The 24806-nt window shown below is 58.6% G+C and carries 23 protein-coding genes; 5 read left to right on the forward strand and 18 right to left on the reverse strand.

Annotated features, from left to right (window positions below):
• Window positions 1-122: 122 nt before the first annotated feature.
• The 14 genes from KLP40_RS12205 to KLP40_RS12270 form a co-directional block, all read right to left on the reverse strand.
• Complete coding sequence (locus tag KLP40_RS12205; RefSeq protein WP_215594064.1) at window positions 123-1013, reverse strand: ChaN family lipoprotein; 891 nt, start codon at window positions 1011-1013, stop codon at window positions 123-125.
• A complete protein-coding gene (locus KLP40_RS12210) occupies window positions 997-1494 on the reverse strand; it encodes a hypothetical protein (protein WP_215594065.1) in 498 nt (165 codons plus the stop codon). Before KLP40_RS12210 ends, KLP40_RS12205 begins: the two co-directional genes overlap by 17 nt.
• A gap of 90 nt (window positions 1495-1584) precedes the next feature.
• Window positions 1585-2313, reverse strand: coding sequence for a hypothetical protein (locus tag KLP40_RS12215; protein WP_215594066.1), 729 nt, complete (start codon window positions 2311-2313; stop codon window positions 1585-1587).
• A gap of 112 nt (window positions 2314-2425) precedes the next feature.
• The gene (locus KLP40_RS12220) at window positions 2426-3772 is read right to left on the reverse strand and encodes an ABC transporter permease (RefSeq protein WP_215594067.1); all 1347 of its coding nucleotides are present in this window, start codon (window positions 3770-3772) and stop codon (window positions 2426-2428) included.
• Between the two features lie 57 nt (window positions 3773-3829).
• The gene (locus KLP40_RS12225) at window positions 3830-4774 is read right to left on the reverse strand and encodes an ABC transporter ATP-binding protein (RefSeq protein WP_215594068.1); all 945 of its coding nucleotides are present in this window, start codon (window positions 4772-4774) and stop codon (window positions 3830-3832) included.
• Window positions 4775-4854: 80 nt separating this feature from the next.
• Window positions 4855-5493 carry a hypothetical protein gene (locus KLP40_RS12230; protein ID WP_215594069.1) on the reverse strand — a complete coding sequence of 213 codons (639 nt, stop codon included), beginning with the start codon at window positions 5491-5493 and terminating at the stop codon, window positions 4855-4857.
• Entirely contained in the window at window positions 5493-6008 is a 516-nt protein-coding gene (locus tag KLP40_RS12235) for an RNA polymerase sigma factor (protein WP_215594070.1), read from the reverse strand. The genes KLP40_RS12230 and KLP40_RS12235 overlap by 1 nt, the downstream gene beginning before the upstream one ends.
• A 162-nt stretch (window positions 6009-6170) precedes the next feature.
• Entirely contained in the window at window positions 6171-7319 is a 1149-nt protein-coding gene (gene dnaJ, locus KLP40_RS12240; RefSeq protein ID WP_215594071.1) for a molecular chaperone DnaJ, read from the reverse strand.
• A 103-nt stretch (window positions 7320-7422) separates the two neighbouring features.
• Complete coding sequence (locus KLP40_RS12245) at window positions 7423-7992, reverse strand: nucleotide exchange factor GrpE (protein WP_215594072.1); 570 nt, start codon at window positions 7990-7992, stop codon at window positions 7423-7425.
• Between the two features lie 253 nt (window positions 7993-8245).
• Window positions 8246-9241, reverse strand: coding sequence for a GTPase ObgE (gene obgE, locus KLP40_RS12250; RefSeq protein WP_215594073.1), 996 nt, complete (start codon window positions 9239-9241; stop codon window positions 8246-8248).
• A 230-nt stretch (window positions 9242-9471) separates the two neighbouring features.
• Window positions 9472-10095, reverse strand: a complete 624-nt coding sequence (locus KLP40_RS12255) for an adenylate kinase (protein ID WP_215594074.1) — start codon at window positions 10093-10095, stop codon at window positions 9472-9474.
• Window positions 10096-10216: 121 nt separating this feature from the next.
• Window positions 10217-10756 carry a hypoxanthine phosphoribosyltransferase gene (gene hpt / locus KLP40_RS12260; protein WP_215594075.1) on the reverse strand — a complete coding sequence of 180 codons (540 nt, stop codon included), beginning with the start codon at window positions 10754-10756 and terminating at the stop codon, window positions 10217-10219.
• A gap of 251 nt (window positions 10757-11007) precedes the next feature.
• Complete coding sequence (locus tag KLP40_RS12265; RefSeq protein ID WP_215594076.1) at window positions 11008-13212, reverse strand: sodium-translocating pyrophosphatase; 2205 nt, start codon at window positions 13210-13212, stop codon at window positions 11008-11010.
• Window positions 13213-13399: 187 nt separating this feature from the next.
• Window positions 13400-14314, reverse strand: coding sequence for a M20/M25/M40 family metallo-hydrolase (locus KLP40_RS12270; protein WP_215594077.1), 915 nt, complete (start codon window positions 14312-14314; stop codon window positions 13400-13402).
• A 112-nt stretch (window positions 14315-14426) separates the two neighbouring features.
• Between KLP40_RS12270 and KLP40_RS12275 the strand changes: the two genes are divergently transcribed.
• From KLP40_RS12275 to KLP40_RS21650, 3 genes are all read left to right on the forward strand, one after another.
• Complete coding sequence (locus KLP40_RS12275) at window positions 14427-15680, forward strand: tol-pal system protein YbgF (RefSeq protein WP_215594078.1); 1254 nt, start codon at window positions 14427-14429, stop codon at window positions 15678-15680.
• Window positions 15681-15692: 12 nt separating this feature from the next.
• Window positions 15693-17033, forward strand: coding sequence for a hypothetical protein (locus KLP40_RS12280; protein WP_215594079.1), 1341 nt, complete (start codon window positions 15693-15695; stop codon window positions 17031-17033).
• A gap of 816 nt (window positions 17034-17849) precedes the next feature.
• On the forward strand, window positions 17850-17957 hold the full coding sequence (locus KLP40_RS21650; protein WP_394370035.1) for an integrase core domain-containing protein: 108 nt from the start codon (window positions 17850-17852) through the stop codon (window positions 17955-17957).
• Between the two features lie 213 nt (window positions 17958-18170).
• On the opposite strand, the gene KLP40_RS12290 is transcribed toward KLP40_RS21650, so the two are convergent.
• The gene (locus KLP40_RS12290; protein WP_215594081.1) at window positions 18171-18971 is read right to left on the reverse strand and encodes a hypothetical protein; all 801 of its coding nucleotides are present in this window, start codon (window positions 18969-18971) and stop codon (window positions 18171-18173) included.
• 162 nt (window positions 18972-19133) lie between these two features.
• The gene (locus KLP40_RS12295; protein WP_215594082.1) at window positions 19134-20201 is read right to left on the reverse strand and encodes a glycosyltransferase family 4 protein; all 1068 of its coding nucleotides are present in this window, start codon (window positions 20199-20201) and stop codon (window positions 19134-19136) included.
• Window positions 20202-20310: 109 nt separating this feature from the next.
• Here KLP40_RS12295 and KLP40_RS12300 point away from each other — a divergent pair, with 109 nt between their 5' ends.
• A complete protein-coding gene (locus KLP40_RS12300; protein WP_215594083.1) occupies window positions 20311-21249 on the forward strand; it encodes a glycosyltransferase family 2 protein in 939 nt (312 codons plus the stop codon).
• Window positions 21246-22400 carry a dTDP-4-amino-4,6-dideoxygalactose transaminase gene (gene rffA / locus KLP40_RS12305; RefSeq protein ID WP_215594084.1) on the forward strand — a complete coding sequence of 385 codons (1155 nt, stop codon included), beginning with the start codon at window positions 21246-21248 and terminating at the stop codon, window positions 22398-22400. Before KLP40_RS12300 ends, rffA begins: the two co-directional genes overlap by 4 nt.
• A 26-nt stretch (window positions 22401-22426) precedes the next feature.
• On the opposite strand, the gene KLP40_RS12310 is transcribed toward rffA, so the two are convergent.
• Both KLP40_RS12310 and KLP40_RS12315 read right to left on the reverse strand, forming a co-directional pair.
• Window positions 22427-23698 carry a glycosyltransferase gene (locus KLP40_RS12310; protein WP_215594085.1) on the reverse strand — a complete coding sequence of 424 codons (1272 nt, stop codon included), beginning with the start codon at window positions 23696-23698 and terminating at the stop codon, window positions 22427-22429.
• Entirely contained in the window at window positions 23695-24714 is a 1020-nt protein-coding gene (locus KLP40_RS12315; RefSeq protein ID WP_215594086.1) for a glycosyltransferase family 2 protein, read from the reverse strand. The genes KLP40_RS12310 and KLP40_RS12315 overlap by 4 nt, the downstream gene beginning before the upstream one ends.
• Between the last annotated feature and the right edge of the window lie 92 nt (window positions 24715-24806).

The raw sequence follows: 24806 nt of genomic DNA on the forward strand, positions 1-24806 counted from the left end.
AGAACGTCATTCCGAGCGCAGCCGAGGAATCTCGCGTGCTGAGGTTGCAATAGTAATCCAACGTCAGCACGCGGGATGCTTCGCCAAGCTCAGCATGACGTTCTTGCTTTCGTCATAACCCCTCAATACGTCTTGGTCATGTCGGCGGGTACTACCAGCACGAAATCGGCTTTCTGCTTATTTTCCTCGTCGAGTTTATCGAGCTGCTCCTGGGTTACAGTGCTGATGGTAAGCACCTTCAGCTTCGGGTTCTGCTGGCGCAGGTAGGCCAGGATGCCGTCGTGGTTGTCGGAGTGGTAGCTGCCGTTGAGGTGGAGCAGCAGGTGGCCTGCGGGGCGGGCCTGGTGGAGGAAGTAGGCCATGGTGGCATCCTTGAGGGCCTGGGCCCGGATGATGTTCTGGGTGCCGGCCGCGTGGGCCGCGTCGGCCCCGAACAGCTGGGCCATGTTCTGGTAGCCGGGCAAACTGAAATCCACCGGCAGGGGCAGCGGGGCCAGCCAGGCTTTGGTGGCCGGGCTCAGCGTGTCGAGGGCCGGGAGGCCGCCGCGGGCCACCAGGGAAGCATAGCGCCGGGGCACGTTGGTGCCCACCACCCGGAACTTCTGCTGGCGGGCCAGCTGCAGCAGCGGGCGGTAGTCGGTGGCGTAATTGGGCCAGGGGCGGCTGGCGACTTCGAAAGCTTTGTCGTCCAGCTCGCCGGTGGTGTACTGGTCCAGCAGGGGCTGCACGTCGCGCTCGAACATTTCCAGGCCCAGCACCAGCTGGCCCTGTTTCAGACGCAATAAGTCTTTGGTGAGCTGCAATTCCAGCCAGTGCCCGATGGGGTCGTTGTGCTGCTCGCCGAAGAATACTACGTCGGCGGCGGCCAGCTCCCGGAGCATCTTGTCGTAGCCGGCGGGTTTGCCGGCGGCCGTGAACAGGCGGTAGGCCGGCCGGTCCTGGGCCGGGGCGGCGGTGGCCAGCAGCAGCGCGGCCAGCACCAGCAGCAGTACGCGGCTAATCATCCCAGTCATCCCCACTGGCGGCGGGGCCCATCAGAATCAGCCAGAAGGGCGAACAAACCGTGGGGGCCGGGGCCGCCCCTCCCAGGGTTTTGGTTTCGTACACCTTGCCGTTCACCAGGATATCCAGGCGCAGGTAGCTGCCGGAACCGGGCTTGGGCAGGGTGGCGCACGCCACCTTGTTCATGCTGATGGTGGCCGCCAGGTTGTCGTAGAGGCTGTAGTCGCCGAGCTCGTAGGTGGTGTCCACGGCCGCGGCGTAAGTGTAGCGCACGGTGGGCTCGGTTTGGGGGCTGGGCGTGTTGGTGTCGCGGGTGGTGGTGTACTCCATGCCGGCGCCCAGGCCCGGCAGCTTTTCGCCCTTCACGCGCAGCGCCACCTTGAACTGCACGGTATCGTTGAGCTTTTCCACTTCATCCTGGCAACCGGTGGCCGCCAGCAGCAGCCCGGCGGCTCCCAGCCACGCGGCGCATTGTTTCATGTAGGCTATCATAGGGCGGATAAAAGTAAGCGGCCGGTCGAAATACAGCCCACCGGCGGTGCCGAAGATACAGCAATACCCCGATACCAAACTGCCCCGACGTCACTGCCCCGAACTGCCGGATACCTGCGTCAGGACGAAGGAAATGCGGGTGCCATCGAAAAAGCGGTAATGCATTTCAGTGAATCCATACTGAGGATGAAAGTAGAAATCCAGGGAGCTGTCACCTAGATTGTCGTGAGCTGCAACGGATTTAACCAGCCAGCAGCCAGGCAGCGTCAGCTCCCCGTACTGTCGGGTTTCCTGGCCCGCTACCTGGTAAGTGCTGTTTGTGGTGCCTTTGAACTTGCCGTATCCAATCATGATGAACAACCGACTACGCCAATGTCCGCCTAGCTGCAAGGAATCAAGGTATACCTGGGGAAATGGCGCTACTTCCGTGTGCACGTACTGGTTGTCCCGGAATGGGTGGATCCAGATTTTCTGCTTGTTTTCGATGACGCCGGTAACGTCTGTACGCGCCCAACTATACCGCTCGGGCTTGTCCGGGCGCTTGGTTTTAGGATTTGGGTACGCCAGAAAGGTGATGGAGTCCTGCGCCGTGTAGTGGTAACGCCTGCGGATGGCCGTCTGGGTTTTGCGCTGTGCCACCCAGGGAGTTCCCAGCGCCTCCAGCGTGACGCCGCCCCGGGAAAGCGTATCGCCGGCCGGACTGATAAAAACGGCCCCGTACTGATACGTGCGCCCCGCCCGGAATATCACCAGACTATCGGGCGCAGTCGCAGGATGAAGGCAGGTAGAAAGTGCTCCGAGGATACAGGCGGTAAGCATGGCAGAAGGAATAGCGTGGATAATGGTCCAATAATACAGCAATACCCCGATACCAAACTGCCCCGGCACCTTGCGGGACCGGGGCAGCTGCGGCGTACTCGGAGGGGGAAATCTAGCCTTTATAGAACAGCCACTTCGACAGCTCGCCGTAGGTGATTTTCTTGCCGTACATCAGGATGCCTACCCGGTAGATGCGGGCCGCGACCCAGATAGCGGCCATAAAGCCACCAATCAGCAGCACCATCGACAAACCCAGCTGCCACAGCGGCACGCCGCCGAAGGGCAGGCGCATCATCATGGCAATGGGCGAAGTGAGCGGAATCATCGACATCCAGAAGGCCACCGTGCCGTTGGGATTGGTGGTGAGCACGGCCTGGGACACGATGATGGTCAGGATCAGCGGCATCGTGACGGGCAGCATAAACTGCTGGGTATCGGTTTCGTTGTCGACGGCCGCGCCGATGGCCCCGAACAGGGCTCCGTAGAACAGGTAGCCGCCCAGGAAGTAAAACAGGAAGCAGCCTACCAGCAGCGGTACGTTGAGATTGGCCGCGCGCAGGGCGGTCGTCATTTTGGCGGCTACGTTGGTGTCCTTTTTAGCTGCTTTTTCCTGGGGCGTATCGGTGCTCAGCGTGGCGGTGGTCGTTGCGGCAGTTCTGTTCACGCGCGCTTCCACCATCTTATCGGGGCTCACGGAGCCTGCCATAACCGAGCTGATGCCAACCGACAGCAGCACCCACAACGCCAGCTGGGTAAAGCCCACGGCGGCAATGCCCAGCACCTTGCCCATCATGAGCTGAAACGGTTTCACGGAGGAAATCACCACTTCCACGATGCGGTTGGTTTTTTCCTCCATCACGCCCCGCATAATCTGGATGCCATAAATGAAAATGAACATGTAAATCAGGAACCCGCAGATGTAGGCCACGCCCGTGCTGGCGCCGGTGCTGGAGCTTCGCTCCCCCTCGTCGCTGAGGCTGATGGTCTGCAGCTCCACTTTTACCTTCATCTTATCCAGGGTGGCCCGGTCGATGCCGGCCTGGCTCAGGCGCTGATTTTCTACCGCTCCTTCCACGGCCCGGCGCACATCGTTTTCCAGCGACAGGCCCAGGCCTTTGCGCGAAAACACCTGAAACCCGCCGGGGTTGGTCAGATCCAGCTTCGGCACGTGCAGCAGGGCATCATACTTGGTTTTCTTGAATTCGGCTTTGGCCGTGGGCAGGTCGGCTGATACCCGGGTGAAGCGCAGGTCGCCGTTGTTTTCGGGCAGGGTCTGAAACAGCCCGCCCGCGTCGGAAATGGCTACCACCTTGCCGCTGTCCGACATTTTGGCGATGAGCACGGGCACGGCAAACAGGGCCACGGTGAGCAGGGGCCCCACCAGGGACATAATCAGGAAGCTTTTCTTACGAACCCGGGTCAGGTATTCGCGCTGAAAAATGAGGAACATTTTATCCATGAGTCGGGAAAGTTCTGGCGTGGAGAAAGGAAGGAAAGAAGGACTAGACGAACCGGGCTAGTGCACCGGCTCCCCTTCCAGAATCGTTTCGGGCATGGTTTCGCGCACCCGCCGGATAAAGATGTCGTTGATACTCGGAATCAGCTCCCGGAAGGCGTGCACTTCCACGTTGCCGATGAGGTAGCGCAGCAAGTCATTGGGCGTGGCCCCGGCGTGCAGACGAATCACGTCGTAGAAGTGGCCGTTTTCGCGCTCGTGGTGCTCGATTACCTCGAAATCGGGGTGCACCACCATCAGGCGGCCCCGGCCTTCCACGGCGTAGGTCTGGGTGCGGAACGTGTTGCGGATGTCGCCCACGGTGCCATCGAGCACCTTGCGGCTGCGGTTGATGAGGGCGATGTTGTCGCACATTTCCTCCACCGACTCCATGCGGTGGGTGGAGAAAATGATGGTGGCGCCCTTCTCGCGCAGGGCCAGAATCTCGTCCTTGATCAGGTTGGCGTTGATGGGGTCGAAGCCCGAAAACGGCTCATCGAGGATGATGATACCGGGCTCGTGGAGCACGGTGGCAATGAACTGCACCTTCTGCTGCATGCCCTTGCTGAGGTCCTCCACGTTCTTCTCGGCCCAGGCCGCAATGTCGAGGCGCTGGAGCCAGGTTTTGATGCGCTGGGTGGCGTCGGTGCGGGTGAGGCCTTTGAGACGGGCCAGGTAGAGCAGCTGCTCGCCCACTTTCATTTTCTTATACAGGCCCCGCTCCTCGGGCAGGTAGCCGATTTCGGCAATGTGGCGGGGAGCCAGCTTCTCGCCCCGGATGCGGATTTCGCCCGCATCGGCCCCGGTAATCTGGGTGATGATGCGGATCAGGGACGTTTTGCCGGCGCCGTTGGGCCCGAGCAGGCCGAAGATGCTGCGCTCCGGAATGTCGAGGCTCACGCCATCGAGGGCAACGTGCTGGGCGTAGGCCTTGCGCACGTTCAGGGCTTGGAGAATGGGTTGCACGGTTCGGAATAGGAAGGTTGGAAGTTCGAATGTAGGCTTTTCTCTATACTCCAGGAATGGATTTCAACGAACCGGCCGCTTTAGGCCCGCAACTCGCTCAGCGCCGCTTCCAGCTGGTCAAGGTAGCGGCCGTAGCGGCGCTGGTGCTCCCGGCGCCCTGTCCGGTAGGCGGCGTAGAGCAACGCCAGTAGCAGCAGCAGGCCGCCGGCCGCCGCCGCCAGGTGCCCGCCCCAGCCGGGTTGGCCCGGCGCGAGGTAAGCCCGCACGTACTCCCACCGCACGACGCCCACGAAAACGTACAGGCAAAACAGGGCCCCGACGCCCACCCAATCGTGCAGGCGCATGAGCTGCCGGAACCGGCTAATGCGGGTTTGGAGTAAGTGGTAGAGGTTGCCCTGCTGGCCCTCCATCTGGCGGATGAGCTGCAGGCGGCGGTACACAATCAGCCCCACCAGGCAAATAACCAGAAAAATCCCGGCCGCAAACAGCTGCATTTTCGCCACGTGACGAAAGAATATCAGCGCGTCGAACACAATCAGGACCAGCCCCATCAGCACAAATTGCAGCTCCCGGACCGCATTTTTCTTCAGCCGGATCAGGGGGTTGGCGGAGGTGTGGGCGGTGAGCATGGCGCGCAGGGTTTGTTCGGACGTGAGGGTATCGGTGGAAGAACCAACGGGCTGCTGCTGCCACTGGCGGCGAAAGTCATCGAGTTCCATCAGGCGGGTTGGGTTAGCAGTTGGCGGAGCTTGTCCTGGACGCGGTGCATTTTCACGCGCACGTTGTTGGGCGTGATGCCGAGGATATCAGCCATTTCGGCGTAGGTTTTTTCTTCGAGATAGAGCAGCACGAAAGCCTTTTCCACGTCGGAAAGACGGGCAATGGCCCGGTAGAGCTGGGCCAGGTCGTCGGGGTCGGGGCCTTCGGGCGGCGGGGCGGGCAACTCCGGGATATTGGGGCGGCTGAGGCTGGCGGAAGCCGGGCGGCGGGTGCGCTGGCGCAAATCGGAAATGGCCACGTTCAGCGCCACCCGGTAGAGCCAGGTGCCCAGCTGCACCTCGGGCCGGGCCTCATAGCGCGGCCACGCCCGCCAGAGCTGCAGCACAATTTCCTGGTACAGGTCCTGCCGGTCGTCGGCGTCGGGGCAGTAGGTCCGGGCCACCCGCCGCAGCCGGGACTGGTGCGCGTGGAGCACCTCCACAAAATCCGGGGCGAGCGGGGCAGATAGGGACATGAGGCGGGGAAGTTTGCGCTCTATATCGGCCAACCCAAATCCGCATTACAGAATCGGGCGGATTTTATTTTTCTGGACCCAAATACCGGTCGCGGAAAAACAAAAAAACGCCCGCCTCCCCCAAAGGGAAGCGGGCGTTTCCGTCCACAAAATCCGTGATTTCTACTGGAAGTACTCCTTTACTTTCTCGAAGAAGCCCTTCTCGTTCTTGCCGGGATTGGGCGTGAAGTTGCGGGCGTCGCGGAGCTTTTCGAGCAGCTCCCGCTCCTCGTTGGTCACGTTCTTGGGCGTCCAGACGCTGAGGTGAATCAGCTGGTCGCCGCGGCCGTAGCCGTTAATGTCCTTGATGCCCTTGCCGCGCAGGCGCAGGATTTTACCCGGCTGGGTGCCCGGCTCCACCTTGATTTTCACCTTGCCCTCAATGGTGGGCACCTCAATGTTGGAGCCCAGGGCGGCATCCACGAACGAGATGTACTGCTCGAACATGATGTTGTTGCCGTCGCGGCGCAGCAGCTCGTGGGGCTCCTCCTCAATCTGGATGAGCAGGTCGCCGGGCACACCGCCGCGCTCGGGGTAGTTGCCCTTGCCGTTCATGCTCAGCTGCATGCCCTCGGCCACGCCGGCCGGAATGTTGATCGGAATGACTTCCTCGTGGAGCTGGCGGCCTTCGCCGTGGCAGACGTCGCACTTGCTGGTTACTACCTGGCCCTCGCCCTCGCAGGTGGGGCAGGTGGAGGCGCTTACCATCTGGCCGAGCATGGTATTCACCACCCGCTTCACCTGGCCCTGGCCGTTGCAGGTGCCGCAGGTTTTGAGGTCGGTGCCGTTCTTGGCGCCGGTACCCGAGCAGGTGTTGCAGGCCACGTAGCGCTTCACCTTGATTTTTTTCTCGACGCCGTTGGCTACTTCCTCCAGGTCGAGCTTGAGCTTGATGCGCAGGTTGGAGCCCTTGCGCACGCGCCGCCCGCCCTGCTGGCCCCGGCCGCCCCCGAAGAAGCTCTCGAAGCCGCCCCCGCCGCCGCCGAAGATGTCCCCGAACTGGCTGAAGATGTCCTCCATGTTGGGACCCGCGCCGCCCCCGCCGCCGCTGGCCTGGTGGCCGTACCGGTCGTAGCGGGCGCGCTTCTGCTCGTCGCTGAGCACCTCGTAGGCCTCAGCGGCCTCCTTGAACTTGTCCTCCGCGGTGGGGTCGTCGGGGTTTTTATCGGGGTGATACTTGATGGCCACCTTGCGGTAAGCCTTCTTGATTTCATCGCCCGCCGCGTTTTTGGCTACGCCCAGCACCTCGTAATAATCTCGCTTCGTTGCCATCTTTTTAGTATTGAGTAGGTGGTATTGAGTACTGAGACTAAAATTGAGCAGTAGCGGTCCAGGCCGGGCACTAGCTACTCAATACGCCATACTCAATACTCGACTAAGCGCCCAGCACCACCTTGGCGTGGCGAATCACTTTGTCGCCGAGGTAGTAGCCTTTCTCCACCTCATCCACGATTTTACCCTTGAGGTCCTCCGACGGGGCCGGAATCTGGGTAATGGCCTCGTGCAGCTCGGAGTCGAAGGCAGTACCTTTCACCTCCATCGGGGCCAGGCCCTTCTGCGTGAGGGTTTTCTGGAGCTTATTCTGGATGATGTCCACGGCTTCGCGCACGGCGTTGGCGTCGTCCGTATCCTGGGTGTGGTGGCGGGCCCGGTCAAAGTCGTCGAGCACGGGCAGCAGGGCCACCATCAGCTCCTGGTTGGCGGTCTTGAACAGATCGGAGCGCTCCTTGGAGGTGCGGCGCTTGTAGTTCTCAAACTCGGCGGCCAGGCGTAGGTACTTGTCCTTGAGGTCAGCCAGCTCGGCTTCCGTTTTGGTACCGGCGGCTTCCGTCGTGCCTTCGGCAGCTTCGGAAGTATCAGTAGTTTCGGCGGTCATTTCGCCAGCCACCTGGTCAGCGTCTACCGACAGATTGTCGTCCTGGGGCAGGTTGTTATCGTCAGCCATTTTATTGAATATTCGTCGGAATGGGTTTTTCACAGGGTTTGCCGTTGGGCCAGTAGGCGGGCGCAAGGAGTTTGCCAAAGGCAAAATGGCTGTCAGGTTGGCACGGCCAAGTGCGAAAGTTTGTAAGGCGGGAAGTCAGAATGTGCTGGCCAGCAACCTGGATTCGAGCGTCTGAATGCTTACTGCACAGTAAGGAGCGTGACTACGGCACCGGTCACTTTCTACCTTCTCAACTTATTAACTTCTAAACTCCCTACTCCGCGTGCAGCGCCGTCCAGATCATATCCTTCAGCGGCTGAATGTTCTTGTTGGTGAGGCTGGAGATGAAGATGGTGGGCAGCTCCGTGGGCAGCGTGGCCCGGATTTCGGCCTCCAGCTCCTCATCCAGCATATCCGACTTGCTGATGGCCAGCAGGCGCTTCTTGTCCAGCAGCTCGGGGTTGAACTGCTCCAGCTCGCTGAGCAGCACCTGGTACTCGGCGTTGATGTCGGGCGAGTCGCAGCTGATCATGAACAGCAGAATGGAGTTGCGCTCCACGTGGCGCAGGAAGCGGTGGCCCAGGCCCTTGCCCTCAGCCGCGCCCTCAATGATGCCCGGAATATCGGCCATCACAAATGACTTGTAGTCGCGGTAGGCCACCACGCCCAGGTTGGGCGTGAGGGTGGTGAAGGCGTAGTCGGCAATCTTGGGTTTGGCCGCCGAAACCACTGACAGCAGCGTGCTCTTGCCCGCGTTCGGGAAGCCTACCAGGCCCACGTCGGCCAGCAGCTTGAGCTCCAGAATCACCCACTCGTCGATGCCGGGCTCGCCGGGCTGGGCGTACTGGGGGGCTTGGTTGGTGGCCGATTTGAAGTGGTCGTTGCCCAGGCCGCCGCGGCCCCCGGGCGTGAGGATGAGGCGCTGGCCGTCCTCCGTGATTTCGAGCTTCTTCTCGCCCGTTTCGGCGTCGCGGGCTACCGTACCCAGGGGCACCTGAATGATGATATCCTCGCCCTGCTTGCCGGAACGCAGGTTTTCGCCCCCGCCTTCGCCGGCCTGGGCAATCAGGTGCTTCTGGTACTGCAGGTGCAGCAGCGTCCAGAGCTGGGAGCTGCCTTCAAGAATGATGTGGCCGCCCCGGCCCCCATCGCCCCCGTCGGGGCCGCCGTTGGGCAGGCCCTTGGCCCGGAAGAAGTGGTGCGAGCCCGCGCCCCCCTTGCCCGAGCGGCAGTTGATTTTGACGTAGTCGATGAAGTTATTGGAAGCCACTTCTGAGAAGTTAGAATTTAGAAGCTAGAAGTCAGAAGCCGATGTGCTCCATTGTTCAGCCTGCAAAGTGAGTTGTGTGAAAAACAGCTGTCATCCTGAGCGAAGCGAAGGACCTTATGCCCGTTGAACGATAATCGTTGTAACGACTCGCTCAGATGGGCTAAGGTCCTTCGCTGCGCTCAGGATGACAGATGGTTCTGCCACTACCCAGGCGGGTAGCAGCGGCAAAGTTACGCTTTTACTTCCTTGGTCGCCTGCTGGCTGCTTTGGGAGGTGGCGGGCTGGTGCTGGTCGAGGATACCGCAGATCTGGCCGAAGATGTCGTCGATGGCGCCAATGCCGTTCAGGGCGTGGAATTTGTTCTGCTGGGCGTAGTAGCCGGCCACCTGGGCCGTCTCGGTGTTGTACACCGTTACGCGCTTGCGGATTTTCTCCTCGTTCTGGTCGTCGGGGCGGCCGGAGGTTTTGCCCCGCTCCAGCAGGCGGGTCACCAGCTCCTGCTCGTCTACCTCCAGGGCCACCATGCACGAAACCTGGGTGCCGTGCTCGGCCAGCAGCCGGTCGAGGCTTTCGGCCTGGGGCACCGTGCGCGGGAAACCGTCGAAAATGAAGCCAGAAGCCTGCTGGTTGTCTTTCAGGGCGGAGCCGATCATGCCAATCACCACTTCATCGGGCACCAGCAGACCTTCGTCCATGAGTTTTTTAGCCCGCAGGCCGAGTTCCGTGCCCTGGGTAATCTGGGCGCGCAGCAGGTCGCCGGTGGAAAGATGAACCAGATTATAGCGGGCAATCAGCTTCTGGCTTTGCGTTCCTTTACCGGCACCGGGCGGGCCGAAGAGCACGAGATTCAGCATGAGTAGCGAAGTATTACGCGGGGAGTAGAAAACGAGTGGGTTCTGGAAATATAAGCAACGAAAGGCAAAGGCCCTACGCCAATCGGCCGCCGACGGCCGAAGCGGAGCCCGCCCGGCGGCGTTACACGGCCTTATAAACGTCGGGGTAGTTGCGGCCCAGACCGTCGAAATCGAGGCCGTAGCCCACGATAAAGTCGTTGGGGATGCTCCGGCCCACGTAGCGCAGGCTCAGCTCGTGCTGGAGGCATTCGGGCTTGAGAAAAAGCGTGGCCACTTCCAGCGAAGCCGGCGCCTGGGCCCCGAGCGTGTCGAGAAGCATGCGCATGGTGTGGCCGGTGTCCACGATGTCTTCCAGAATGACCACGTGGCGGCCGCGCAGGTCCTCGGTCAGGCCCAGCACCTCCTTCACCTTGCCGGTGCTGCTGGTGCCCTGGTAAGAGGCCACCCGGATAAAGCACACCTCGCAGGGCAGGCTGATTTCCTTGAGCAAATCGGCGGCGAACATGAATGAGCCGTTGAGCACCACCACGAACAGCAGCTGCTGGCCGGCGTAGTCCTGGTTGAGGCGGGCCGCGACGTCCCGGATGGCCGTCGTCAGGTCCTGGGCCGACAGGTAAGGCGCGAACTGCTTGTTATGCAGGGAAATAACGTCCTGGTTCATCCGTTTGGGGTTGGGCCCTGGTCGAGCGGGCCCCACAAAGGTAGTCGAAAAGCCGCTTTCGGGTTAGGGATTAGGGATTAGGGATTAGGGAAGAACGTCATTCCGAGCGAAGCCGAGGAATCTCGCGTGCTGACGTTGTAGTAGTAATCCTCTCTTAAGGTCACTGGCACAACATCAGCGCGCGAGATTCCTCGGCTCCGCTCGGAATGGCGTTCTGCCAGGCCCGGCATGACCGGCCCGTTGGCCCTCTCCTACCGGCGCACCGTCATCAGGGGCACGCTGACAGCGGGGGCCGTTACGTTACGCACGTGAGTAGCCGGGACTTGCGGCTCCCGGGCCACGCCGCGCTCGGGGGCCGCAATGTGGGGTGCAATCACCAGCGACACGATGCTCATGAGCTTGATGAGGATGTTCATGCTGGGGCCGGAGGTATCCTTGAACGGGTCGCCCACGGTGTCGCCCGTAACGGAGGCCTTGTGGGCGTCGGAGCCCTTGTACTCCATCTTGCCGTCAATCATCACGCCCTTCTCGAAGCTCTTCTTGGCGTTGTCCCAGGCCCCGCCGGCGTTGCTCTGGAACATGGCCATCAGCACCCCGCTCACCGTCACGCCGGCCAGGGTGCCGCCCAGCACTTCGGGTCCCATGGTGAAGCCCACCAGCACGGGCACCACCAGGGCGATGGCGCCGGGCAGCATCATTTCCCGGATGGCCGCCTGGGTCGAAATGGCCACGCACTTCTCGTACTCGGGCCGGCCGGTGCCTTCCATGATGCCCGGAATTTCGCGGAACTGCCGGCGCACTTCCTGCACCATGGCCATGGCCGCCCGCCCCACGGCCGAAATAGCCAGGGCCGAGAAGATGAACGGAATCATGGCGCCCACGAACAGGCCGGCCAGCACCCGGGCGTTGCTGATGTCGATGCTCGTGATGTTGGCCGTGCCCATGAAGGCCGCAAACAAAGCCAGGGAGGTGAGGGCGGCCGAGGCAATGGCGAAGCCCTTGCCGGTGGCGGCGGTGGTGTTGCCCACGGCGTCCAGAATGTCGGTCCGCTCGCGCACTTCCTTAGGCAGCTCGCTCATTTCGGCAATGCCGCCGGCGTTGTCGGCAATGGGTCCGAAGGCGTCAATGGCCAGCTGCATGGCGGTGGTGGCCATCATGCCGGCGGCGGCAATGGCTACGCCGTAGAGGCCGGCGCACTCGTAGCTCAGGATGATGCCGGCCGCCAGCACGATAATGGGCAGCACGGTGCTTTCCATGCCCACGGCCAGTCCCCCGATAACGGTGGTGGCGTGGCCCGTGGAGCTCTGGCGCACGATGCTCAATACCGGCCGCTTGCCCATAGCCGTGTAGTACTCCGTGATAATGCTCATCAGCGTGCCCACAATCAGGCCCACCACCACGGCGTAGAACACGTTCATGGCGTTGAAGGTGATGCCCCGGATCAGCAGGTCCTCGGCGGGCAGCATCCAGCGGATGATAAAGAACGAGGCCACGCCCGATACCAGCACCGACACGTAGTTGCCCAGGTTGAGGGCCGCCTGCACGTTGCCGCCCTCCTTCACCCGCACGCACAGAATGCCAATCAGCGAGGCCACGATACCCATGCCCGCAATCACCATTGGCAGCAGAATGGGCGAGAGGCCCTGAAACTGGTCGCCGCGGGCCACTACTTCCCGGCCCAGCACCATGGTAGCCAGAATAGTAGCCACGTAGGAGCCGAACAGGTCGGCCCCCATGCCGGCCACGTCGCCCACGTTGTCGCCCACGTTGTCGGCGATGGTGGCGGGGTTGCGGGGGTCGTCCTCGGGAATGCCGGCTTCCACCTTGCCCACGAGGTCGGCGCCCACGTCGGCGGCTTTGGTATAGATACCGCCACCCACCCGGGCAAACAGGGCAATGCTTTCGGCCCCGAGCGAGAAGCCGGTGAGCACCTCCAGGGCCGTTTCCATCTCAACGCCGTTGGCCCCGCCGCCCCGGTTCACCACAAACAGCTGGTAGAACACGATAAACAACGAGCCCAGCCCCAACACCGCCAGGCCGGCCACGCCCATGCCCATCACCGAGCCCCCCGAAAACGACACGCTCAGGGCCCGGCTCAGACTGGTGCGCGCCGCCTGGGCCGTGCGCACGTTGGCCTTGGTGGCAATCTTCATCCCGATAAACCCGGCCAGCGCCGAGAAAACGGCCCCGATCAGGAAGGCAATAACAATCACGGGGCTCGACTTTTCGCCGGTACTGCCCAGGTAAAACAGGAAGGCCGAGGCAATCAGGCCGAAAATGACCATAACCCGGTATTCGGCTTTGAGGAAGGCAATGGCCCCGTCGGCAATGTAGCCGGCAATGGTGCGCATCCGCTCGTCGCCGGCGTCCTGGCGGCTCACCCAGCCCGAACGAATCCAGGTATACAAAAGGGCCAGAACGCCCAAAACCGGTACTGCGTAAAGAACAGACATCATAAGCGGTGGGAATTGGTGAGGTTGGTGGAGAGATACAAGCGCATTTCGGACGGGTAAAATAAAATTTATTAGCTGATAGTCAAGCTTTCCCTGCTCCCCGTCCCGGCTGCTGCAAGCCCGCAAAAAAGCGTCGGCCGACTGGTCCTCTACCAGCCGGCCGACGCCTGTACGCTCTCCCCTTGTCTTTCTACAGCTCCCGCATCAGCACCTGATACAGGGCCAGCATGCTCTCGATGTCCCGCTTATCCACGATTTCGTGGGGCGAGTGTACATTGTCTTCGGGCGCCCCGATAAAGCACCAGTCCCAGGGCTGGGCCCCGTGCTGCAGCTCCTTGGCATCGGAGCCGCCGCTGCCTTCCACTTCCAGCTGATGCGGTAGGCCGGCGGCTTCGGCGATGCGCCGGATGCGCTCCACGTAGCTGCGGCGCGGAATCAGGGAGTCGCGCAGGGAAATGGCCACGCCCAGTCCGGGCTGCACGCCTTCCGTCACCCAGGTGATGTCGGAAATCAGGGCTTGGCGTACCCCGTAGGTTTCGTAGATGTGCTTGGCCAGGTAGGCTACCGAGCCGCCGCCGTGCTCTTCCCAGCACGAAAAGGCCACAATGCCATCGGTCAGCGTTTCGCACAGGCGCAGCGCGTTCCACACACCCAGACGGTTATCGAGGTAGCAGCTTTGCACGGTGGTCTCGGTTTCCCGGAAGTCGCAGTAAAACGTCAGGGCTGTACCCCGGTCAATGTCGCGGTGAAATTTGTAGCTCAGGGCCCCGGTGGTATCGTCAACAGCCAGCGTGCAGTCGATAGGCCCTTGGCTATCCTGCCCTACCAGCCGGTAACCGGTTTCGACCACGGGACCACCGATTTTGACCAGTTGCCGACCGTAGCGCACCGTGAATCCTATGCTGTCGAGATGGGCGAAAACAGCCGTGCGGGGCGTCCCGAATATCAAAATAATGCAATCCTGGAACTCTCCCCCGGCCAGGATGGTTGGCTGGGTGTGCCACGTCGTCCGCTGGTCCTGAATGTAGCGCAGCAGAAATTCTGTCAGGGCCGCCTCCTGGCCAGACGGCGCGGGAATCTGGCAAAGGGCTTGTAGAAGGGACATAGACCGTATTTTATTTGTCCAAAACTACGTCAAATGTTCTACTTTAGCCCTTCAGATGAGCGAGCTAGAGCATAGTTCAGCTACTGTTTAAAGCCATAACTTTATTAGTGATATGCTCCAACGCCTCCGATTTGTCCTGTTGACTCTGCTACTACTGCCCCTGGTTGTCTGCGGCCAGCAACCGGATACCCTTGCGCCGGCGCCCCTGCCCGATACAGTTCGTCAGGTGCAGCTGGAAAACGTGGATGTAGCCCCCGCTGCCGTGGATACCAAAGGGTGGCTGCTGCTCGACCAGGACATCAAGACCGAGCTGGAAGGGGCGGTATACAACCTTTACAACTTTAAGTACGACAAAGCCGAACGCCAGTTTCGCAGCCTGCGCCGCCGCTACCCCAACCACCCCATGCCCTACTTTCTGCTGGGGCTGAGCACGTGGTGGAAAATTGTCCCGCCGGGTATTCAGACGACCCTCTACGACAAGCAGTTTTTCGCCTACATGGATACTACCATCGCCAAGGGCGAGGCCATGTACCGCGCCGATAAGAAGAACTACGAGTCCTGCTTTTTTCTGGCGGCCGGCTACGGATTCGATGCCCGCCTGCACGCCGAGCGCCACGACTGGCGCAAAGCTACCGTCAGCGCCAAACGCTCCCTCGAATACCTCGATAAAAGCAAGGAAGCCAACGGCCTGAGTCCGGAGTTTCTCTTCGGACAGGCCTTGTTTAATTACTACGCCGTCTGGATTCCGGAAAATTACCCGCTGCTTAAACCCGTGCTGCTGTTCTTTCCCAAGGGCAACAAGCAGCTGGGCCTGCAGCAACTCCGCAACGTGGCCGACAACGGCGTGTACGTGGGACCGGAAGCCCGGGTCTTCCTAATGCGCATTCTGCTTAATGAGGAAGACAAGCCGGAGCAGGCCATGCCCGTAGCACGCTACCTGGCTACTACTTACCCCGAAAACGGCTACTTTCAGCGCATCTACGCCAATGCCTGCTTCCGGGAGGGAAGGTTCGACGAGTGTGAGCGAACCAGCCGGGACATCCTCGACAAGCTCAATCGGGGCCTGCCCGGCTACGAGGCCAACAGTGGCCGGTATGCCACCTACTTCCTGGCTTTTCTGATGCAGAATAAGTACAAGGATTTGACGAAAGCCAAGGAATACTACCAGCGGTGCATCGTCTTTGCTGAATTGAATGGCGAAACCAAGTACGGCTTCTACGTATTCGCCAACCTGGCGTTAGCCCGCCTGGCCGATAAGGCCCGCGACGCGACGGCCGCCCGTCGGTACTACACGGTAGTGCTAAATAAATCGGACCGCAAATCGGAACAGTATCGGGAAGCCAAGGCTTATCTGAACGCCAAATAGCCTACCCCACGCATGGAACTGAAGGACCTTTTTCTCACTCCCCTCTACCTGGGCCTGTTTTACGGCCTGGCCTTCGCCCTGCGCAAGCGGTTTACCAATCCATTAACCCGGAAATATTTCATCCCCGCCTTATCCGTAAAATTTCTGGGTGCCATTTCGCTGGGCCTTATTTATCAGTTTTATTACAGCGGCGGCGACACGTTTAATTACTATAATCATACAAAAGTTGTATACGAGGCTTTAACTACTTCGTCATCAACTGGCATCAAGATACTGACCGCCCAACCAGCACTCGATGCTGACATGTTAAAATATTCTCAGCAAATGGTGTGGTATAATTCACCTACTGAATACTTCGTTGTTCAAGTAGCCTCGTTTTTTTCCATTCTTTGCTTTAATACATACACCGTAATAGGACTATTTTTTGCATGCCTGAGTTTTTGTGGAATGTGGGCTATGTATACAACATTCATTCGAATTTATCCATTAGCTTACCGAAAATTTGCCTTTGCTATCTTTTTCCTGCCTTCTGTGTTTTTCTGGGGATCAGGCCTGATGAAGGACTCTTTATGTATGGGAGCATTAGGATGGGCATTCTATGGATTTTATCACGGCTTAGTTATTCGCAAGAATATCGTAACAGCAATATTCTTAGGAACAGCTGGTGCATTCATCATTGCTTCAGTAAAGGTGTATATATTATTATCGTTTATTGGACCTTGTATGCTGTGGATTTTTATTGAAAATAATAATAAAATAAAATCCAAATTCTTGAGAATTTCCTTATTACCTATCTTCATTACAGCTGGCCTAGGAGCTGCTTATGTAGGGGTAACTAATATAACAGCTGGTGATGCGGAATATGATCTAGAAAACATTGCAGAGCGAAGCCGCATAAATCAGGATTATCTCATGCGCAGGGCTGTAACGCGCCAAGGATCACTGTATGATATCGGAAAACTTGACGGCAGCATAGGATCAATTGTCAAAGTAGCTCCTCAAGCCGTTGTAGTTACAATTTTTAGACCATTTCTATTCGAGGCTCGCAACCCTATTATGCTGCTGTCTGCCATGGAAGCCTCTTTATTCTTGTTCCTAACTATTAAATTGTTCTATAAATCTGGATTTTTGAAAAGTATCAAGCTAATCGCATCTGAACCTATCCTGACTTTTTGTTTCATATTTTCTATAATATTTTCCATTGGAGTAGGTGTCAATAGTGGTAATTTTGGAACACTAGTTCGCTACAAAATACCCATGATGCCTTTTTATCTATCTGCACTTTATATCATGCAATATAGAGCTGACTCAACCACCCGTAGCAAAAAACGTAAGCAACTCGCGCTTCGCTGATTATAATCATGTTATAATAGTAACCTCCTCCTGTACACATCCCCAGATCGAGCGCCAGTAGTGAGTAGAATAAGGCATGAATCTCATTACCTGACGACTACGAAACGAAATAGAAAGGGCGGTAGTCCAACGTGAGGTAATGTGGCATCCTATGGGGTCGGTCATACTGCTGCTTTTTTTGAGGCAAAATGCGGATTTTGCTCCTGCCACTCCAAGTGCTCATCACCTCACTGCAGACCCTGTGGGCATTGAGTGAACAGCATCCGGGTCGGAGGTTCTGAAAGCTATACCAGCACTTGCGCAAAAACGGACTATTTATCAATCGTAAACGGACGCTACATATTACCGGGCACTGGCGCTTAACCTTTCTTGACACCTGAAAAATCGTGTACCAGCGTGCGTCAAGCAGCCCTTATAGCGGTTTTTTGAACGGTGCAAACCAGCTGCGGTAAAGACGCTTATTTACGTCTTGTCGACCGCCTCGTATGCACGATTTCACAAACTGTAGAGACACGAATACGCGTTTCTACAGTTTGCGAAACTGCTACAGTTGTGCCCGAGGCAGCCAACGTAGGCTGGTATCTCAACTTTACGAGCGACATATTGGCTGATGGACAACGGCTCCAGGCTATTAAATGTCCTCTACGATTACAACCGCGAGCCTAGGCGTGGAAATGACTCTCCTTACCTACCAATCCTGTTGTGCAGGTGCTCACGCTCTCAGTCAAGTGCCATGACCACCCTATGCAGTTGCACAATGGCCCTGAGTTCATCAGCGTCGAATTGATTTAACAATTTAATCTACAGGCCATTACTCTGCATTTGATTCAATCTGGTAAGCCGACTCAACATGCCTACATTGAACGCTTCAACTTCTCGTTTCGCCGCGAGCTGCTCGCGACATCCGCCCACTTCACTCGCTGACCCATGGGTATCAGTTAGTGGACGAGTTGCAACATGACTATGGTATCCACCGGCCCCATCAGACCTTGGATTTTATGGATCCTCTCAGATTTAAATACACCGCTTACCCTACACCTACCAATAGCATATCAAATAGGGAAGCGTATAATTTATCAACAACTTCCCGACTATATGCAACTTAAGACCACCTTAAAGTGCCTGTATAGAACGCATTTACTCAAAATTATCCCACAAGGCCTGAATCCGATAATCTGGAATACCTGATACATAAGGTGGGTAGAAACGTCCGTGCCGGGAATACAATCCATATACTGGAATGCACTGATTCTGATAGAATACGCTGTCGGAACCAATTGGGTGAGCAGCCCATTGATGCTTTTTCCCTAACTTATGAGCTTTCTGCAACTGAGGCATGGATACTGGCATTCCCTTCTTATCCAGACTTACCCAGAGCACATTGGAGTCAACTAAAAGCCATCCTTTTTTTGTCAACACCTCCGAAATGGCGTGACTAGGCACGTTCGATGACACCAATGTTGCTACTGCGGGCTGGCCCTCTCGCCGTTGAAACATTGCTAAATGACGATTTGTAAAGCCCAGATAAGTGAATATTTTTTCTAATACTCTGCTCCGGTCATAGCACAACCCATCACGACTAAGGAATAGCTGCTTTGGCTCGCGAGGTTGCCCTTCCGGTATTCCGTTCCAGCCCGTAGTATGGGCATGGACCGCCGCTTGAGCCCGTTTTATCAACTCAATCTGTTCTTCATAAGATAAAGTCGGAGCCACATCTGCTGGTACTCCCGGCAGGAACGCCTGAACGTATTGCCGGTCTTCCTGCGTCAGCGTCCGGTCCACGTTGAAGTAGCTAATGAAAGCTACGGCCCCTACCAACGCTATCAGGCCTGCCCAAATCCACCAGTACTTTTTGCTTCGTGTAGTTGACCTCATCTTATGATGCTCAGTATGTATGTTGCTTTCAGTGGGCAAAACAATAGAGTTAAAAAGGTGCATAGCCGTCCTGTTCCTTAAAAAGAGCGGTAAGAACGAGTAAAAAACCCTTCTCCAGTGGTTTGAGTTCTATGCGGATGTGACAATTCCAACCACAAAGGTAAGGGGATCCTTCTAGCTGTGGTTAACAGCAAACCTGCGTACTTTCAACAACCCGCCCGGCTCTCAGCTGAACAAGGCCAGAAAGTTCGGCCAGTTGGCCGCTACCGAGTAACGGCTGACAATGGTCTGCCGGGCTTTTTGGCCGAGTTCCGCCCTCAGCGTCGGATTTTGCAGCAGCCGCCGCAGCGCGGCCTCCCACTCCGGCAGCGTGGCGCATACGTACCCGTTGTAGCCGTCGGTGACTACTTCCGTGTTCATGCCCACCGGCGACACCAGCGCCGGCTCCCCCAGGGCCATGTACTGTAGTGCCTTAAAGGCGCACTTGCCCTTGGCCCACCGGTCGTCTTCCAGCGGCATCAGGCCCACGTGAAAGCCCAGCAGGTCCGCAATTTCGGTTTCCTTGCGCCAGGGCTGAAACACCAGGCTGCGCAGGGGCAGTTGCGGGGGCTGGTTGGAAATCACCCGGAATTCAAAATCGAATTCCTGCTCCAGCCGGGCCAGCACGGGCACCACCTGCTCCAGATATTTCAGGGTGGAGTGCGTCCCCGTCCAGCCAATCACCAGCCGGCCCGGCTGCTGCTGGTCCCGCACCTGGTTGTGCAGGTGCTCGGTATCGATGGTGGTGGGGTTGACGAGGGCGTTGGGGTTGAACCGGCGGGCGTAGTCGCGCAGGTAGGCGTTGCCGCAGCTTACCTTGTGGGCCCAGCGGCAGATGCTGTCCACCTTCTGGTGCCACTTAATACCCGCCACAATTTTATTGGCCTCCGACGTGTTGGCCAGCCAGATGGCATCGTCGAAATCATAGATGATCTTTTTGCGGAACACTTTCGCAATCAGCCACTCAAACACGGGCGGACCGATGGGCGAGGCTTCGCGGTGCACGAACACGAAATCATAGCCCGGCACGCTGGCCAGCAACAGCAGGCGGCGCAGAAATCCCCCCAGAATGCCCGTGGCTTTGGCCAGGGCGTGACCGGGTTTGTAGAGAATATCCCAGGTAGCTACCGAAATAAACGGGGCCATTTTCCAGTGGTGACCAGCCTGCGTGAGCAGTTCCAGGTACTGCTCGAAACGGAAACGCTGGGAGGGAGCCCGGCCGGGCGGGTACGGAACCAGAAACAGAATGCGCATAGAAAGGGGAGCCCGCTGATGCCGGCCCGCCCGGCAAAGGTACGGCAATAGGCCGGCCCGCCCCACCCCGGCCGCCTGCGTATATTTGACGCCTCTCTCCCTCCCCCTTATGTCTGCTGCCCCACTCCTGCTTTCCGTGGTCATTCCCGTGTACCGGGCCGGCTCCGTGCTGCCGGTGCTGCTCGGGCGCCTGCACCCGGTCCTGGCGGCCCTCACGCCCGCCTACGAGGTGGTGCTGGTTGACGACGGGAGTCCTGACCCGGCCGACTGGCCCGCTATCCGGCAGCTGGCCGCCCTCGATGCCCGGGTGCGGGGCCGGCGCCTGTCGCGCAATTTTGGCCAGCACCACGCCCTCACCGCCGGCCTCGACGCCAGCCGGGGCGAGTGGGTGGTGGTGATGGACTGCGACCTGCAGGACCAGCCCGAGGAAATTCCGCGCCTGCTGGCCCGGGCGCAGGAAGGCTACGAGGCCGTGCTGGCCCGGCGCGGGGCCCGCACCGATTCGGCCCTGGTCCGGGGTGGGAGCCGCGCTTTCTACCGGGTGCTGGCTTACCTCACGGGCGAGCCCCAGGATCCGGCGGTAGGCAACTTCGGAATCTACCACCGCCGCCTGATTGAGGCCCTGCTCCAGCTGCGGGAAAGCACCCGCTACTTCCCCACCATGGTTCGCTGGGCCGGCTTCCGGCAGACCAGCCTGCCGGTGGCCCACGGGGCGGGCACCCGGCCCTCGTCTTACTCCCTGGTCCGCCGCCTCCGCCTGGCCCTCGACATTCTGCTCACCTACTCCGATAAGCCCCTGCGCCTGGCCGTGTACTTCGGACTGCTGCTCTCGGGCGGGGCCTTTCTGCTGGGGCTGTTGATGCTGGGCCGCTACCTGCTGGGGCAGATTACCGTGCCGGGTTACGCCAGCCTGATGGTAAGCATCAGCCTGTTTTCGGGCATCATTATCGCGGTGCTCGGCATCGTGGGTCTGTACGTGGGCAAAACCTTCGAGGGCGTCCGGAACCGCCCGCTCTACGTGCTGGCCGAAACCACCGACCCGGCATGATTCCCTCCCCCCTGCCCCCCGACTTCATTCCCTTCAACCGCCCCTGCCTGGCCGGGCCGGAGCTGGAGTACATCCGCCAGGCCGTGGCGGCCGGTAAGCTCTCGGGCAACGGACTCTTTACCCGGCGCTGCCAGCAGTTTTTCGAGCAGCACTACGGTATGGCCAAAGCCCTGCTGACGACCAGCGGCACCGACGCGCTCGAAATGGCCGCTCTGCTGCTCGATATTCAGCCCGGCGACGAAGTCATCGTGCCCAGCTACACGTTCACCTCCACGGCCAACGCCTTCGTGCTGCGCGGGGCCCGCATCGTCTTTGCCGACAGCCGCCCCGACCATCCCAACCTGGATGTCACCCAGCTGGAAGCCCTCATCACCCCGCGCACCCGCGCCATCGTGCCGGTGCACTACGGCGGTCAGCCCTGCGATATGCCGGCCCTGCTGGCGCTGGCCCGCCGCCATACCCTGTGGGTGGTGGAAGATGCCGCCCAGGCCATTGAGGCCCGTTTCGAGGGGCGCCCCCTGGGCACCTTCGGCCATCTGGCGGCTTTCTCCTTCCACGAAACCAAAAACCTGAGCGCGGGCGAGGGCGGTCTGCTGGCCGTAAATGATCCGGCCCTGGCCGCCCGGGCCGAAATCATCTGGGAGAAGGGCACCAACCGCGCCGCCTTCGCCCGGGGCGAGGCCGCCCGCTACGAGTGGGTAGACGTGGGCTCGTCTTTTCTGCCCTCTGAGCTGAACGCCGCCTATCTGTGGGCCCAGCTCGAAAGCCGCCACCGGATTCAGCAGCAGCGCCAGCATCTCTGGGAAACGTACCAGTCGGCCCTGGCTCCGCTGGCGGCCGCGGGGTTCTTCGGGCTGCTGCCCCCGGTGGCGGGCAGTCAGCCCAACTGGCACCTGTTTGCCCTGCTCTGCCGCTCCGAAGCGGAACGCGACGCCCTGCTGGCTTTCCTGCGCCAACGCCACATTCTGGCCGTTTTCCACTACTTACCCCTGCACCGCAGCCCCTATTACGCCCCCCGGCACGATGGCCGGCAACTGCCCCACGCCGAGCGTTTTGGCCAGACGCTGGTGCGCCTGCCGCTCTACCACGATCTGAGTCGAATTGGGCAGCAGCGAGTTATTTCGACAGTTCAGGATTTTTACTTGGGATAGTGGACTCATCAAACGGGGCGTTACAGCTAAAACAGATTGCTGGAAGTTGTGGAAGCAAGCAGTGCTTCCCACCGCTTCATAATTTTGCTGGGCGCAAAATCCTGCACCCTAGACTGCGCCTGAGTAGCGTAGTTTGTACGTTGAATGGAATCATTCAGCAAACTGGAAAGCGCATTAGCCCATAGCGAAGCATTTTGGGCTAGAACAGGGCCGGCACCGAGCAGAGGAAGCAATACTCCAAACTCGGCCCATTCAGCATTAACAGCATATTGCGTAGCCGGAGTATGGGGAGCTAGAATCTCCCGGGGCCCTGTCGGGCAATCCGTCGATACCACTGGCACACCGCAGGCCATTGCCTCACACAACGCCATTGGAAAACCTTCAGTAGACGACGATAGTAGCGACAAAGCAGCACGCGCGATGTACTGAAATGGATTGCTCTGAAAACCAAAAAAGTACACATCAAACTCCGATGTCAGCGGTGTACCAGACCATACCTGCCAACTCCGTAAGCCCAGTTCCTGACAACGCAGCAAAAGATCTGAACGCAATGGTCCATCCCCCAAAATAGCAAGCTTGACATTCTGGTGTCCGCTTGCATGCATATTAATCAACACATCTAATAAGGCTGTCTGGTTTTTTTCAAGAGCCAAGCGACCTGAGGTTATCATTACAGTATGCTGCTCAAATAAATTCTGTTCAACTGCCGAGAGCGGCTCTCTGCTCCGAATGCGAATACCTTCAACATCAAAGAAATTATTAATTGTAACGACTTTTGACTGAGGCAATTTAAGAAAATCAATAAGTTCCTGACGCAAGTCGCGACTAACGGGTACAATGTAGTCTGCAGTTCGGTAAAGCAGTGGCATCAGTACACGCCGACGAAGCCACCCTAATTTTCCCGTAATATTAGGATCATGCTGCTTGGAATTATGAATACATAGTATAACCTGCTCACGGCCTTTACTAAGAATATTGAGATAGTCTGCTCCTTCTAAGTGACTGATACATACATCAATTTTGTATTCTGATTTCAATTGCTTCATACGTTTTATACGGCCTACAAAGCTCCATATTTTTCCTAGTATACTCGCTCCAGCAGCCACATCCAGCCCTACTAATTTATTAGCAGTAGGAAAAGCAACATCCGTTCTGCTATCAAATACACACTCAATAACGTTGTGATGATAGGCCAGTTGTTTTGCGTGATCATGAAATACTCGCTCCGCTCCGCCATAAGAAAGTTGCGGAATTAGTAAGAGAATGTTTTTGCGCGAAACTGTAGAAGAGTTGCTCATGATTTTAGTGCCTTGCTTTTTTTAGGCATGAAGTAGTTTTTGATCAGGAACTTTGCCTGTACCATCCGGCGGGGCTGATAGTGGCGCGCCAGCGGCTGGCGATGATATTCCACCCACCCGTTCGTGCGGCGGTCGGGGTTCAGATAGCAGGTCAGAAACCAGCGCTCGGCCACGCAACGCAGCATGGCGGCGGGGTCGGCGTAGCGGCGCGTCTGGTTGAAGGTGTGAATCTTCCAGAGCCAGGCGTGCACTTCGGCCAGGGTGATGTCGCCCAGCACAAACGGGAAATAGGAGATGGTGTTATGCACGTGTAGTTCCCGCGCGCAGAACGGAATACCGAACACCCCCAACTGCCGCTCCCGGATCTGGTTGCTCTTGGCGTTGCGCCGGGCGTGCACGTCGGCCTTGAGCGTCTGGGGCAGGGTGCGGTAGTGCAGCAGAATGTCGGGCTGGTTGACGATGTCGGTGACCTGGGCCAGGCGGGCAATAAACTCGTAGTCTTCGCCGAACGTGTCCTGAATCGTGTCGTCGTAGCGCAGGCCGTGCTCCTGCAGCAGGGAGCGGCGGAAAAAGGCTGTGGGATTAGCCACCGGCATGTTGAACAACAGAAAGCTGCGCACTGCGTCGGCCGACAGCGGGTACTCGTACACGATGTCCGACTCGCCAAAGCATTGCAGGAAGCTGCTGGTGAGACCCACCGTGGGGTTTTGCTCCAGAAAATCGACTTGCGCCTGCAGCCGGTGCGGCAGGGCAATGTCGTCGGCGTCCATCTTGGCAATGTACTTGCCGCGGGCGTACTCGGCCCCGTAGTTGTCGGCAAAGGAACGCCCCCGGTTTCGCTCGTTGGCCAGCACCCGCACGCGCGGGTCAGTCTGGTAACTGCGGGCCACGGCCAGGCTCTCGTCCCGGGAGCAGTCGTCGACGATGATCAGCTCGAAATCCTGAAACGTCTGCTGCAGAATGCTCTCGATGGCGGGACGCAAGTAGTCCCCGGCATTGTACACGGGGATAATCACGGAAACAAGAGGAACCTCAGAAATGAACATACGTCGATTCTGTAAACTGTCTGTTTATTCCCTTGCTCACCATGGTTGCAATCCTACGCCAC

This window comes from Hymenobacter piscis (assembly GCF_018760735.1).
GTDB classification, from domain to species: Bacteria; Bacteroidota; Bacteroidia; order Cytophagales; family Hymenobacteraceae; genus Hymenobacter; species Hymenobacter piscis.